Origin of the sequence: Palleronia pelagia (genome assembly GCF_900110115.1) — a bacterium.
Lineage (GTDB): Bacteria > Pseudomonadota > Alphaproteobacteria > Rhodobacterales > Rhodobacteraceae > Palleronia > Palleronia pelagia.
Genome location: NZ_FOCM01000003.1, coordinates 19,234 through 32,815, shown reverse-complemented (window position 1 = coordinate 32,815; position 13,582 = coordinate 19,234). Strand labels below are relative to the sequence as shown.

Here is a 13,582-nt window from a genome sequence, read left to right as displayed (position 1 = left end):
TCACCAGGCGTCGGGGCCTTTCTCGGCAAAGGCGTGCACCAGGAAATCGATGAAAGCGCGGACCTTGGGCTGGGTGAACCGGCCAGGCGGATAGACGGCGTAGATGCCCTGCATCTCCTGCGGCAAGTCGGGGATCGCCTCTTCCACGAGACCCTGCGCCATGGCTTCGGCGTAGAGGAACGAGGGAAGGTAGGCGATGCCCAGCCCCGAGATCGCGGCGTTCAGCAGCGACTGCCCGTCATTGACCGACAGCCAGCCCGCGGTGCGGACCTGCCGCTTCTCGCCCGAGGGCGCAGTCAGCTTCCAGACCGATCCGTTGGACTGGCTGGAATAGTGCAGAAGCTTGTGTTCGTTCAGGTCGTCGATCTTCATCGGCCGCCCGAACTTCTGAAAATAGGCCGGTGACGCGATCATCCGCTTGGACGTCTCGGTCAGCTTGCGGGCGCGCAGGGTGCTGTCTTCAAGCTCGCCGATGCGGACGGCCATGTCGAAGCCTTCGCTGATCAGTTCCACATAGCGGTTGTTCAGCACCATGTTCACGGTGATCTCGGGAAATTCCGACAGGAAATCACCAAGGATCGGGCTGAGGTGGTTCACGCCGAAATCGGTTGCGACGCTGATGCGCAGCAGGCCCGACGGCGCCGATTGCATTGAGGTGACGAGGCTGTCGGCCTCGCCCGCGTCGTTCAGGACGCGCCGCGCCCGGTCGTAATAGGCCAGGCCGATTTCGGTCGGGCTGACCCGGCGCGTGGTGCGGTTCAGAAGGCGAGCCCCCAGCCGCGCCTCGAGCGACGAGACGTGTTTCGAGACGGCGGATTTCGAGATCCCCATCTTCTTCGCCGCGTCGGTGAATCCACCCTGATCCACTACCGTGGCAAAAGCTTCCATCTCGGTCAGTCGGTCCATTGCGCCTTACCTTGGTTGGCTGTTCCGGTTCAGGGAACAATCTGGCCCGACAATCGGGCAGGATTGCGGTGCGGGACCGACAATAAGGGGGTAATTGTCGGATCGTTCCCCAAGCCGAAACACGCGCGCGCCGGACGGCAAGTTTCAGGGCGCTCGGCAAAAAGCCGAATAAAATTCGTGGCTTCGCGGGGCTACAACTTGGCGGCCAGGCGCGTGCCCTGGTCGATGGCGCGCTTGGCGTCCAGCTCGGCCGCCACATCCGCGCCGCCGATGACGTGGCAGGGCGTGCCCGCGGACTCGAGCGTGTCAGCCAGGTCGCGCAGGGGGACCTGGCCCGCACACAGCACCACATTGTCGACCTTCAGGATCTGCGGCGCGCCATCCACGGTAATGTGCAGCCCGTCGTCGTCGATCCGGTCATAGGTGACGCCGGCCATCATCCGGACACCGCGCATCTTCAGCCCGGCGCGATGGATCCAGCCCGTTGTCTTGCCCAGCCGCTTGCCCGGACGCTCGGTCTTGCGTTGCAGCAGGTAGACCTGCCGCGCGGGGGCGTCGGGGTGCGGACCATCGGGGTCGAGCCCGCCGCGCGCGTCGGCGGGATCCTCGATCCCCCATTCGCGCAACCATTCGGGCAGGTGTTCGGTCGGACTGTCCTCGGTGACCAGGAACTCGGACGTGTCGAAGCCGATGCCGCCCGCGCCGATCACTGCCACCGACTTGCCCACGGGTGCCTTGTCGCGCAGCACGTCGATATATCCCAGCACGCTGGGATGGTCCTGTCCAGGGATCTGCGGGTCCCGAGGCGCGACGCCCGTGGCGATCACCACCTCGTCGAAGCCCGAAAGCATGTCCGCCGTGGCCTCGGTGCCCAGCCTGAGCGACACGCCCGCGTCGTCCACCGCGCGGACGTAGTAGTCGACAAGGCCGATGAACTCTTCCTTCCCGGGGATGGCCTTCGCCATGTTCAACTGCCCGCCGATCTGGTCGGCGCGGTCGATCAGCGTCACGTCGTGGCCGCGTTCGCGGGCGGTCAGCGCGACCGACAGGCCGGCGGGGCCCGCGCCGACCACTGCGATTTGCTTGGGGGTTTCGGCGCGCCCGACCACCAGCTCGGTCTCGTGGCAGGCGCGGGGGTTCACAAGGCACGACGACAGCTTGCCGCCGAAGGTGTGGTCCAGGCAGGCCTGGTTGCACGCGATGCAGGGCGTGATCGCGTGGGCCCGGCCTGCCGCGGCCTTGGCCACGAAGTCCGGGTCGGCCAGGAAGGGCCGCGCCATGGAGACCATGTCGGCGCAGCCATCGGCCAGTACGGATTCGGCCACGTCGGGCATGTTGATGCGGTTCGACGTGATGATCGGGATCCCGACCTCGCCCATCAGCTTCTTCGTGACCCAGGCGAAGGCACGGCGCGGCACCGACGTGGCGATGGTGGGCACGCGTGCCTCGTGCCAGCCGATGCCGGTGTTAATGATGGTGGCGCCCGCGGCCTCGACCTTGCGGGCCAGTTGAACGACTTCGTCCCAGGTCTGGCCCTTGGGGATCAGGTCGATCATCGACAGCCGGTAGATGACGATGAAGTCGTCACCGACCGCCTCGCGCACCCGACGTACGATTTCCACCGGCAGTCGCTGGCGGTTTTCCAGGCTGCCGCCCCAGCGGTCGGTGCGATGGTTGGTGTGCTCGACCAGGAACTGGTTGATGAAATAGCCCTCGGAGCCCATCACCTCGACCCCGTCATAACCGGCCTCGCGGGCGCGCGCGGCGGCGGTGACGATGTCGGCAATCTGCTTCTCGATGCCGTCCTCGTCCAGTTCCTTGGGCGGGAAGGGCGAGATCGGCGACTTGATGGCCGAGGGCGCTACGCAGTCGGGGGAATAGGCATAGCGGCCGGCGTGCAAGATCTGCATGGCGATCTTGCCGCCCGCGTCGTGCACCCGGTCCGTCACCACCCGGTGGTTCGCGATGTCCTGGTCGTTGAACAGCCCCGCCGCGCCGGGAAACACGCCGCCCTCGCGGTTGGGGGCCATGCCGCCCGTCACCATCAGGCCGACACCGCCTCGGGCGCGTGCGGCATAGAACTCGGCCACCCGGTTCCAGTCCCTTGTCTCTTCCAGGCCCGTATGCATCGAGCCCATGAGCACGCGATTCTTCAGCGTGGTGAAGCCCAGGTCGAGCGGGGCCAGAAGGTGTGGGTAGTCGGACATCGGGCGCTCCTCCGCAGCGGTGTGAGGCGCAGTCTGCGCAGCTGGCGCGAAGCTGTCACCCCATACGCGGCGTCATTCGCCGCTGTCGGCGCAGTGCATGCGGAAGGATCGTTTCAGAAGATCCAGCTCGGCCCGCAGCTGCGACATCTCGGCCAACAGATCGCCGTCCAACGCGCGCCCCGCCGAGACGTGGCAGCTGCCCACCGCGGCCCCGGTTTCGGCGTCGGTCAGCAGCAGGGTCTGCACCCCGTCGGACAGCATCGCGTCGGGCAGGCGCAGCCGCATGGACCAGCCGGTCTCGGCGCGCTCGAAATCGGGCAGGGCGACGGGCCGGCTGCGGTGGGTGGCCTTGAGGCGCGGCGCGCTGTCGCCGGCGTGGCCGACCGGTGCGAGCGTCACCTGCCAAGTCCCCGAGTCGAGCGACGCGGTGCTGACGGTCCAGCGGGATCTTTGGATGTCGGTCATGGCGTTCGGCCCTCTCCGGTCAGACTTCGGACCGCACGCGGCGGGTCACGAGAAGGTCCTGGATGACGATGCGGTTCATGGCGGGGCTGTCGAAGATCAGGTCGATCCAGGCGCCCGAGATGCGCGCCTGATCGATCCCCGCATAGGCCATGTCGAAGGCAAGCCCCCAAGTATCCTCGGCCTCGGGAACCGGTGCCATCTCGTGCACGATCTGCTCGGTGTTGAGGCCGTGCCGCAGGTTCAGGCGCGCCAGCATCTCGATCGGCCGCTCGCGCCGCGCGCACATCCGCACCTCGATGATATGGTGCCGTTTCAGATCCGTCAGGCCGTGATCCGGCAGGTCCATGACCAGGCTCAGGAACGAGCCGTCGAACTGGAAACACTCCAGCGCGATTTTCGGAGGGCGTGGCGGCGACAGCTCCTGCCGGGCGCTGAAGGTGGGATCGGTGCAATCGTGGAACAGCTTGAGCGTCGTGCCCAGCGGGGTGCCGGTGGCGGGCGCGACCAGCGTCGCGCCGGGCTGGGCGGCTTCCCAAGCGGCCGGGCGCCAGGTCCAGTCATCGGCGGCTGCGGGGGCAAGCTGCCCCGAAACGGGCGTGGTCGACCGCTCCGCCGCGGCAATCACCTGGTCCAGCGCCCCGCGCAGGCCACGCGCCTTGTCACCGAGCTTGCCGAGGACCTCCGGATCGAGGGCGGCCGCATCGCGACCGACCCGCGTCCAGTGCCTGAGCGCGCGCCGATGGGCCAATCGGTCCAGCCTGCCCATGAGCCTCATCGCCTGCGCCCCTCCGTCGACCACACGTGGTCCCGTGTCACGGAAGCCTTAAAGATCCATGTAGACGTGCTTCTCGGCCTTGCCTCCGGGATGTGTGACCGCGCCCTTGCGGGTGTCGCCGACGAGCTGCGCGTATTTCCACAGCGCACCGCTGGCATAGATCGTCTCGCGCGGGCCGGACCATGCGGCGCGGCGTTCGTCCAGCACCTCGGCCGGAAGGTCCACCGACAGGGTGCCCTCGATCGCGTCGATGGTGATCATATCGCCGTCTTCCAGCAGCGCGATGGGCCCGCCATGGGCAGCCTCGGGGCCGACATGGCCCACGCAGAAGCCCCGCGTTGCGCCCGAGAAGCGGCCATCGGTGATCAGCGCCACCTTCTTGCCCATACCCTGGCCCGACAGCGCGGCAGTGGTCGCCAGCATTTCGCGCATGCCGGGGCCGCCGGCGGGGCCCTCGTTGCGGATGACCAGGACCTCGCCTTCCTGGTAGGACCGTGCCTTCACGGCGGCGAAGGCGTCTTCCTCGCATTCGAACACGCGGGCGGGGCCGGTGAAGAGCTGTTGCTCGGCGCTCATGCCGGCCACTTTCACGATGGCCCCCTCGGGCGCGAGGTTGCCCTTCAGGCCAACGACACCGCCGGTCTTGGTGATGGGGGTGTCGATGGGATAGATCACGCGGCCATCGGCCTCGCGTTCGACCCGGTCGATCTCCTCGCCGATGGCGCGACCCGACGCGGTCATGCAGTCCTCGTGGATCAGCCCCGCCTTGCGCAGCTCCTTCATCACGACCGGAATGCCGCCCACGTCGTAAAGGTCTTTCGCCACGAACTGGCCGCCGGGCTTGAGGTCAACGAAATAGGGGGTGTCGCGGAAGATGTCGCAGACATCCATCAAATCGAAATCGATCCCGGCCTCGTGGGCCATGGCGGGCATGTGCAGGCCGGCATTGGTCGACCCGCCGGTGCAGGCCACCACGCGCGCGGCGTTCTCCAGCGACTTGCGGGTGACGATGTCACGGGCGCGGATGTTCTGTTCGACCAGGTGCATGACGGCCCCGCCCGAGGCCTCGCCGTACTGGCCGCGGGACTCGAACGGCGCGGGCATGCCCGAGCTGTTGAACAAGGCGAGCCCGATGGCCTCGGACACGCAAGCCATGGTGTTGGCGGTGAACTGTCCGCCGCACGCGCCGGCCGAGGGACAGGCGACACGCTCCAGCACGGCCAGTTGCGCATCGGTCATCTCGCCCGCCTGGTAGCGGCCGACGGCCTCGAACATGTCCTGCACGGTCAGGTCGCGCGTGGCGAAATCCTCGGGCACGTCGGCGCCCTCGGGCACCTTGCCCGGCAGGATCGACCCGCCATACATGAAGACCGACGGCACGTTCAGCCGGATCATCGCCATCATCATGCCCGGCAGCGACTTGTCGCAGCCCGCCAGCCCGACCAGCGCATCGTAGCCGTGGCCGCGCATGGTCAGCTCGACCGTGTCGGCGATCGCCTCGCGCGAGGCCAGGGACGAGCGCATACCCTCGTGTCCCATGGCGATGCCGTCGGTCACGGTGATGGTGGTGAATTCACGCGGGGTGCCGCCTGCCGCCTTCACGCCCAGCTTGACCGTCTGGGCCTGCCAGTTCAGCGCGATGTTGCACGGCGCAGCCTCGTTCCAGCAGGTCGCGACGCCGACGAAGGGCGCGTCGATATCTTCCTGCGTCAGGCCCATGGCGTAGTAATACGACCGGTGCGGCGCCCGGGCCGGGCCATCGGTGACGTGGCGGCTGGGCAGCTTGGACTTGTCGGCTTTCGACTTCAACATGGTGACGCTCCGGCAGGCAGTGTTTTCCATCGCATATGGGACGGTGCGCCTGCACACAAGGGATTTGGCCGGGCGCCGGCGTCGGTTTGCACCCGACGGTTGGGCGGGCTAGGTACCATTTCACCCTCACGAGTTGGATCGGCCGAACCATGCCGGACACGATGCCTTTCGAGACCTTCGTCTCCCCGGCCCGGGGCAGGCCCCAGATCTGGCGGCTCGTGCTCGGGCTGGTCATCTGCGTGCTGGCGATGGTGCTGTGGCTGGCCGCGCTGTTCGGCCTGCTTGTCCTGGTCATCGGCCAACAGGAGGCGCTGGGCCTGCTCCAGGGCATGGCCGAGCCGACGACCCCGCGCGCCACCCTTCTGTTGCTGGCCACCTTCGTCGGCATGGCGTTGGGGCCGGTCGTGGCCGTCAGGCTACTTCACCGGCGCCGCGTGGGCAGCCTGGTCGGGCGACGCGGCCGCACGGTTCGGCACTTCCTTGTCGCGGTAGGCACGACGGGGGCGATATACGGCCTGACGCTGGCCGTCTGGACCGTGCAGTTCGACGGCGAGCCCAACCTACCCCCCGACCTGTGGCTGACGCTGCTGCCGTTGGCGCTGCTGGGGGTGCTGGTGCAGACCGGCGCGGAAGAGCTTCTGTTTCGTGGCTACCTGCTGCAACAGCTGGCCGCGCGCTTTGCCTCGCCGTTGATCTACATGCTGGTGCCGTCGCTGCTGTTCGGGATGCTGCATTTCGATCCCGCCACCATGGGCGCCAATGCCTGGGCGGTCGTGGGGTCGACCGCGTTCTTCGGGCTGATCGCCGCCGACCTGACCGTGGTGACCGGCACCATCGGCGCGGCCTGGGGGCTGCATTTCGCCAACAACGTCGTGGCCCTGCTTCTGATCTCGACCAAGGGGACGATCACCGGGCTCGCGCTGTTCCTGACACCCTACGCCGCCGACGAGGTCACCATCACCGGGCCGCTGCTCATGGCCGACCTGGCGCTGGTCTCGCTGGTCTGGGGCGTGCTGCGCTTCGCGCTCAGGCCCTGATTGCATTCCGCCGGACCGCGCACTAGGTCAATTCGCGATACCAAGACGCAGGACACGCCGCCCGATGAACTGGATCTCGAACTACGTCCGCCCCAAGATCAACTCGCTCTTCTCGCGCCGCGAGGTGCCCGAGAACCTCTGGACGAAGTGCGACGAGTGCGGGACCATGCTGTTCCACCGCGAGATCGCCGAGAACCTGAACGTCTGCACCAATTGCGGCCACCACATGCCGTTGACCCCGCGGGCGCGGTTCAGCGCGCTGTTCGACGGCGGCGCCTTCAAGGAGGTGCCGGTCAAGGCGCCCCCGGCCGACCCGCTGCAGTTCCGCGATCAGAAGAAATACCCCGACCGCCTGAAGCAGGCGCAGAAGCAGACCGGCGAGAAAGAGGCGATGCTGGTCGCCGAGGGCGAACTGGGCCGCGTGCCCATCGTCGCGGCCGGACAGGATTTCAGCTTCATGGCCGGATCCATGGGCATGTACGTGGGCAACGCGATCCTGGCCGCCGCGCGCCGCGCGGTCGAGCTGAACTGCCCGTTGATCCTGTTCTCGGCCGCCGGCGGCGCCCGGATGCAGGAAGGCATCCTCAGCCTCATGCAGATGCCCCGCAGCACCGTCGCGGTGGACATGCTGAAAGAGGCAGGCCTGCCCTATATCGTCGTGCTCACCCACCCGACCACCGGTGGCGTGACCGCCAGCTACGCCATGCTGGGCGACATCCAAATCGCCGAGCCGGGCGCGCTGATCTGCTTCGCCGGCCCCCGGGTGATCGAACAGACCATCCGCGAGAAGTTGCCCGAGGGCTTCCAGCGGGCCGAGTACCTGCTGGACCACGGCATGCTCGACCGGGTGACCGACCGGCGCGAGCTGCGCGAGGAACTCATCACCATCCTGCGGATGATCCGGGGCATGCCCGCCGCGACCCAGGGCGACCTGCCGCCCCCGGGCGACCTGCCCGAGGCCCTGCCCGAACCGGCGCGGCCCGAAGCCGCGAAGTCCTGACACCCATGGACCACGACCCTTCGGCCCGGTGCGCCGGATGACGGCGGGTTCCGACGCCATCCTCGATCGGCTGATGGCGCTGCATCCCAAGGTGATCGACCTGAGCTTGGACCGGATGCACCGGCTGCTGGCGCAGCTGGGCCACCCCGAGCGGTCGCTGCCCCCGGTCGTCCATATCGCCGGGACCAACGGCAAGGGCTCGACCCTGGCGATGATCCGGGCGGGGCTGGAGTCGGCGGGCCACCGGGTGCACGCCTACACGTCGCCCCACCTGGCGCGCTTCCACGAGCGGATCCGCCTGAACGGCGCGCTGATCTCCGAGCCCGACCTCGCGGCGCTTCTGGACGAGGTCGAGACGGCGAACGGCGGCGAACCCATCACCTTCTTCGAGGTCACGACCGCCGCCGCGCTGCTGGCCTTCGCGCGGACGCCGGCGGATTACACCCTGCTCGAGGTCGGTCTGGGCGGGCGGCTCGACGCCACCAACGTGATCGACACCCCCGCGCTCACCGTCATCACGCCGGTGGACCTGGACCACCAGTCCTTCCTCGGCGACACGCTGGCCCAGATCGCGGGCGAGAAGGCCGGCATCCTCAAGCGCGGTGTGCCGGGGGTGATCGGCCGCCAGGCGGAGCCGGCGCTCGAGGTGATCGAGGCGCGCGCCGCGCGGCTGGGCGCGCCGCTACAGGTCCACGGTCAGCACTGGCACGTGGCGCCCGAGCGGGACGGGCTGGTGTTCCAGGACGAAACCGGCCTTCTCGACCTGCCGCGGCCCGCGCTGGCCGGGCCACACCAGCTGGAAAACGCGGGCATCGCCATCGCCGCGCTGCGCGCGCTGGGCCTGACCGAGCCCGCCTGCGCCGCCGCCATGACCGACGCGACCTGGCCCGCCCGGATGCAGCGGCTGCGGCACGGTCCGCTGGTCGACGCGGCGCCGGGGGCCGAGATCCTGCTGGACGGCGGCCACAACCCGGCGGCGGGCGCGGCCATCGCCGCCACTCTCGCCGCGCTGCCACCGCGCGGCACGCACCTGGTCTGCGGGATGCTCAACACCAAGGATATCGCGGGATACCTGCGTCCGCTCGCGCGGCACGCGGACAGCCTGACCGCGGTGTCGATCCCCGGCGAGGCGAACACGCTGCCCGCCGACCGCACGGCCGAGGTCGCGCGCGGCGTGGGCCTGGCGGCCACCACGGCCGACAGCGTCCTGGACGCGGTTCGCGCCATCGCGGCGCAGGACCCGCACGCCCGCATCCTGGTCTGCGGCTCGCTCTACCTCGCCGGCCGGGTCCTGCGCGAAAACGCCTGAGCGCTTTCGGCAGATCGCCGCACGGACAAGCCGCAAGGCGCGCGCTTCACATCACTGGTCTCCAAATACTCATCCGAAGCGATCAGACCGCGCCGCCCCGTGGCCGTGGCGCGACCGGCTCACGTACCCCAGTCGGCGCTCTGCATCTCGCGCAGGCGGGATGCCGTGCGCTCGAACTCGAAGGATCCGGCGCCCTCGATATACAGGTTTTCCGGCGTGTCGGCTGCCGACAGGATCAGCCGCGTGCGCGCCTCGTAAAGCGCGTCGATCAGAGTTACGAAGCGTCGCGCCTCGTTGTAGTTCTCGGACCCCAGGCGCGGGACGTCGTCCAGCATCAGGACCCGGACACGCTCGGCGATGGCCAAGTAGTCCGCCGCGCCCAGCGGCTTGCCGCAGAGGTCCCAGAACCGCGCGCGGCCGACACCCGAGGAAAAGCGCGGGATCTCCACCGAATGGCCCGACACGGTCAGCTCCATCGGTTCGCCCGGCCCGTCGGCGAGCCGGTCCCACAGCGCGTCCATGGCGGCGCGCGCCTCGGCATCGGCGGGGCTGAAATACAGGTCGGACCCGGCGATGCGGTCCTGCCGCCAGTCGCGGGGCGAGGCGAGCTCGACCACCGCCATGCGGTCCTTGATGAGGTCGATGAAGGGCAGGAACAGCTGGCGGTTCAGACCGTCCTTGTAGAGATCGTCGGGAATGCGGTTCGACGTGGCGACGACGGTCACGCCGCCGTCGAACAGCCGCTGGAACAGGCGCCCGACGATCATCGCGTCGGTGATGTCGCCGATCTGCATTTCGTCGAAACACAGCAGCCGCAGGCCGTCGGCGATGTCGTCCGCCACCGGGGCCAGGGCGTCGTCCACCCCGCGCTTGCGGGCCGCGGTGATGCCTTTGTGCACCTCCTGCATGAAGGCGTGGAAATGCACGCGGCGTTTTCCCTCGACCTCCACATGAACGAAGAACAGGTCCATCAGCATGGACTTGCCGCGTCCGACACCGCCCCAAAGGTAGAGGCCCTTCACCGCCTCGGGCTGCTTGCGTGAAAACCAGCCGCGCCGCGCCGGCTGCGAGTCCAGCGCCTGGGCGATGCGGGTGAACTCGGGCAGAACGCCGCGCTGGGCCGGGTCGTCCTGGACCTCGTCCCGCGCAACGGCGGCGTCGTAGATCGACTCGAAATCCTGTGCCATCAGCCGGCGCATCCCACGCAGCGTGTCGCGCAAGGGTCGAGGTCCAGCCGCTTCAGCGGGATCGGCTCGCCGCATTCGTCGCACCAGCCGAATTCGCCCTCGTCCAGCCGGGTCAGCGCGGCTTGGATGGCGCGGGTGCGGGTGGCGCGCCGAGCCTCGGTTCCGGCGGCCATGGCCTGGTTCTGCAGCGCGTCCATGCGGCTGAGCCGTCCGACGCTCTGCTGGTCCAGCGTCACGGGCGCGCGGTCGGCACGGGTGCTGTCCGACGCGGCGGCGATCTGCGCCAGTTCGTCCTGCAGGGCTGGCGCGTATCGCGCGCGCATCAGGTCTGGGTCGTGATCATCCATGCCCCTTGCATAACGCCTGTGCCGGGGCAGGGAAAACGCGATAATTCGCGGCGTCGCATGGCACGCATCACCGATTGCGTTTTGACAGCCTCGCCGCCTGCGGCCAATGCTGCGCCATGCAAACCACGCGCGCGCCCCTCGTCACGCCGGTCCTGGTCGCCGGTTGCCTGATCCTGATGGTCAGCTTCGCCATCCGGGCGAGCTTCGGCGTGTTCCAGATCCCCGTGGCCGAGGAGTTCGGCTGGGCCCGGGCCGAGTTCTCCATGGCCATCGCCATCCAGAACCTCGCCTGGGGTATCGGCCAGCCGATCTTCGGCGCCATCGCCGAACGGATCGGCGACCGCAAGGCCATCATCCTGGGCGCGCTGACCTACGCAGCCGGGCTGGTGCTGAGTAGTTTCGCGGTCACCCCCGGCGCGCACCAATTGCTCGAGGTGCTCGTGGGCTTCGGCATCGCCGGCACGGGCTTCGGCGTGATCCTCGCGGTCGTCGGGCGGGCCTCGTCGAACGAGACGCGCGCCATGTCGCTGGCGATCGCGACGGCGGCGGGCAGCGCGGGGCAGGTCTTCGGCGCGCCGGTGGCCGAGTGGCTGCTGGGCTTCTTCCCGTGGCAGACCGTCTTCGTGATCTTCGCGGCGGCCGTCCTGGCCAGCCTCGCGGTCCTGCCGATGATGCGCGCCCCCGCGCCGGTGTCGAAGGTCGAGCTCGAGGAATCGCTGGGCGCGGTGCTGCGCCGGGCCGCGCGCGATCCGTCCTACGTCATGCTGTTCGTGGGATTCTTCTCGTGCGGCTACCAGCTGGCCTTCGTCACCGCGCATTTCCCCGCGATGGTCACCGAGATGAGCGCGTCGATCGATCCCGCGGGGTTCCTTGCGGGGCTCGGCATCGTGGACACCGCCGCGCTGGGCGCGGTGGCGATCTCGCTCATTGGCCTCGCCAATATCGGCGGGACGCTGGCGGCGGGCTGGCTGGGCAACCGGTTCCCGCGCAAGTACCTGCTGGCGGGGATCTACACGGGCCGGACCGTGGCGGCGGCGCTGTTCATCAGTTTCCCGATCACGCCCGGCACGGTGCTGGCCTTCGCCTTCGTCATGGGCGCGCTGTGGCTGGCCACGGTGCCGCTGACGGCGGGTCTGGTCGCGCACCTGTTCGGGCTGCGCTACATGGGGACGCTGTACGGCGTGGTGTTCCTGTCGCACCAGCTGGGCAGCTTTTTCGGCGTCTGGCTGGGCGGGTGGCTGTACGACGTGACGGGCAACTACACCTTCGTTTGGTGGCTGGGCGTGGCGGTCGGCGCCTTCTCGGCCATCATCCACCTGCCCATCAACGAGGACCGCGCGCCGCCGCCCCTACCGGCCCAGTAGCCGGGCGGCCCCCAGCCCCGCGGCACGGCCCGTCGCCATGCAGGCGGTCAGCAGCCAGCCACCGGTGGGCGCCTCCCAATCCAGCATCTCGCCGCAGGCGAAGGTGCCGGGCAACGCCTTCAGTTGCAGATGACGGTCCAGCCCGTCCCACGCGACGCCCCCCGCGCTTGAAATCGCCTCGTCCAGCGGGCGCAGTCCGTCGTGGCGGATTGGCAGCCGCTTGATGAGCGGGGCGAGGTCGTCGGGCAGGGGCTGTCCGAACTCCATCAGCAACGCCGCGCGCGCAGCATCCAGCCCCAGCCCCTTGCGCAGGCGGTTCGGCAGCGAACCCTTGGCCCCGCGCAGGCGCCTGGCGATCTTTCCCGCGTCCCAGTCCGGCATCAGGTCCACGTGCAGCGCTGCGCCCTCGCGCACCGCGCGGCTGACGGCGTAGATCCCGCCGCCTTCGAGCCCGCGTTTCGAGATCACGTACTCGCCACGGTGCACGGCGTCGCCCGCGTGCAGCGCGGTGCCCTTCACGGGCTGGCCCATCACGCGATCCATGTGCTCGGACCACTCCACGCGCAGGCCCACATTGGCGGGCGCAAAGTCGGCGATCGTCACGCCTGCCGCGCGCAGCCACGGAACCCATGCGCCGTCGGATCCCAGCCGCCGCCACGACGCCCCGCCCAGCGCCAGCACGCAGACCTCGGGGTGCAGCACGCGGGGGCCATCGGGCGTGTCGAAGGCGAAGCCGCCATCGGACAGACCGGTCCAGCGCCAGCGCGTGCGCATCTCGGCCCCCTGGTCCGACAGCCGCCGCAGCCAGGCACGCAGAAGCGGCGAGGCCTTCATCGCCTTGGGAAAGACCCGGCCAGTCGACCCGGTGAAAAGCTCGACCCCCAGATCCTCGGCCCAGCCGGCCAGCTCGACCGGGCCCCAGTCCTCCAGCATGGCGGGGATCGGTCCGGCGCCGGGGCCGTAGACCTCTGCCAAATCCTCGTCCGAGAACTTGGTCAGGTTCAGGCCGGACTTGCCCGCCATCAGCAACTTGCGGCCCAGCGACGGCATGGCGTCAACCACCAGCGGCGCGTGGCCCGCATCGGCCAATTGCTCGGCCGCCATCAACCCCGCGGGGCCGCCCCCGATGATCAGCGCGCGTGTCTCCATGTCCGCGCTCCTGCCACAGGCCGC

Annotated in this window: 12 protein-coding genes; 4 read left to right on the top strand and 8 right to left on the bottom strand. The window is 69.1% G+C overall.

The annotated features are described in order from the left end of the window. The 5 genes from BMX96_RS07100 to ilvD all read right to left on the bottom strand — a co-directional run bounded on the left by BMX96_RS07100 (position 1) and on the right by ilvD (position 6,165). Positions 1–906 carry a LysR family transcriptional regulator gene (locus BMX96_RS07100; RefSeq protein ID WP_091844883.1) on the bottom strand — a complete coding sequence of 302 codons (906 nt, stop codon included), beginning with the start codon at positions 904–906 and terminating at the stop codon, positions 1–3. Between the two features lie 191 nt (positions 907–1,097). Further along, complete coding sequence (locus BMX96_RS07095) at positions 1,098–3,113, bottom strand: NADPH-dependent 2,4-dienoyl-CoA reductase (protein WP_091844882.1); 2,016 nt, start codon at positions 3,111–3,113, stop codon at positions 1,098–1,100. A 72-nt stretch (positions 3,114–3,185) separates the two neighbouring features. Continuing rightward, positions 3,186–3,578: a hypothetical protein gene (locus tag BMX96_RS07090; RefSeq protein ID WP_091844881.1), complete on the bottom strand. Its 393-nt coding sequence runs from the start codon at positions 3,576–3,578 to the stop codon at positions 3,186–3,188. A 19-nt stretch (positions 3,579–3,597) separates the two neighbouring features. Then, the gene (locus BMX96_RS07085) at positions 3,598–4,344 is read right to left on the bottom strand and encodes a DUF6478 family protein (protein ID WP_091844880.1); all 747 of its coding nucleotides are present in this window, start codon (positions 4,342–4,344) and stop codon (positions 3,598–3,600) included. A 57-nt stretch (positions 4,345–4,401) separates the two neighbouring features. After that, the gene (gene ilvD / locus BMX96_RS07080; protein WP_091844879.1) at positions 4,402–6,165 is read right to left on the bottom strand and encodes a dihydroxy-acid dehydratase; all 1,764 of its coding nucleotides are present in this window, start codon (positions 6,163–6,165) and stop codon (positions 4,402–4,404) included. 149 nt (positions 6,166–6,314) lie between these two features. Here ilvD and BMX96_RS07075 point away from each other — a divergent pair, with 149 nt between their 5' ends. From BMX96_RS07075 to BMX96_RS07065, 3 genes are all read left to right on the top strand, one after another. Beyond that, a complete protein-coding gene (locus tag BMX96_RS07075; protein WP_175481677.1) occupies positions 6,315–7,202 on the top strand; it encodes a CPBP family intramembrane glutamic endopeptidase in 888 nt (295 codons plus the stop codon). 64 nt (positions 7,203–7,266) lie between these two features. After that, positions 7,267–8,202, top strand: a complete 936-nt coding sequence (gene accD, locus BMX96_RS07070) for an acetyl-CoA carboxylase, carboxyltransferase subunit beta (protein WP_091844877.1) — start codon at positions 7,267–7,269, stop codon at positions 8,200–8,202. Between the two features lie 37 nt (positions 8,203–8,239). Further along, positions 8,240–9,511 carry a bifunctional folylpolyglutamate synthase/dihydrofolate synthase gene (locus BMX96_RS07065; RefSeq protein WP_091844876.1) on the top strand — a complete coding sequence of 424 codons (1,272 nt, stop codon included), beginning with the start codon at positions 8,240–8,242 and terminating at the stop codon, positions 9,509–9,511. A gap of 119 nt (positions 9,512–9,630) precedes the next feature. Here BMX96_RS07065 and zapE read toward each other — a convergent pair whose 3' ends face one another. Then, positions 9,631–10,698 carry a cell division protein ZapE gene (gene zapE, locus BMX96_RS07060; RefSeq protein WP_091845234.1) on the bottom strand — a complete coding sequence of 356 codons (1,068 nt, stop codon included), beginning with the start codon at positions 10,696–10,698 and terminating at the stop codon, positions 9,631–9,633. Beyond that, positions 10,698–11,045, bottom strand: a complete 348-nt coding sequence (locus BMX96_RS07055) for a TraR/DksA family transcriptional regulator (protein ID WP_091844875.1) — start codon at positions 11,043–11,045, stop codon at positions 10,698–10,700. The genes zapE and BMX96_RS07055 overlap by 1 nt, the downstream gene beginning before the upstream one ends. Before the next feature lie 116 nt (positions 11,046–11,161). Between BMX96_RS07055 and BMX96_RS07050 the strand changes: the two genes are divergently transcribed. After that, entirely contained in the window at positions 11,162–12,409 is a 1,248-nt protein-coding gene (locus BMX96_RS07050; protein WP_091844874.1) for an MFS transporter, read from the top strand. On the opposite strand, the gene BMX96_RS07045 is transcribed toward BMX96_RS07050, so the two are convergent. Beyond that, entirely contained in the window at positions 12,395–13,558 is a 1,164-nt protein-coding gene (locus BMX96_RS07045; RefSeq protein ID WP_091844873.1) for a TIGR03862 family flavoprotein, read from the bottom strand. The two genes, BMX96_RS07050 and BMX96_RS07045, sit on opposite strands and share 15 nt — an antisense overlap. Between the last annotated feature and the right edge of the window lie 24 nt (positions 13,559–13,582).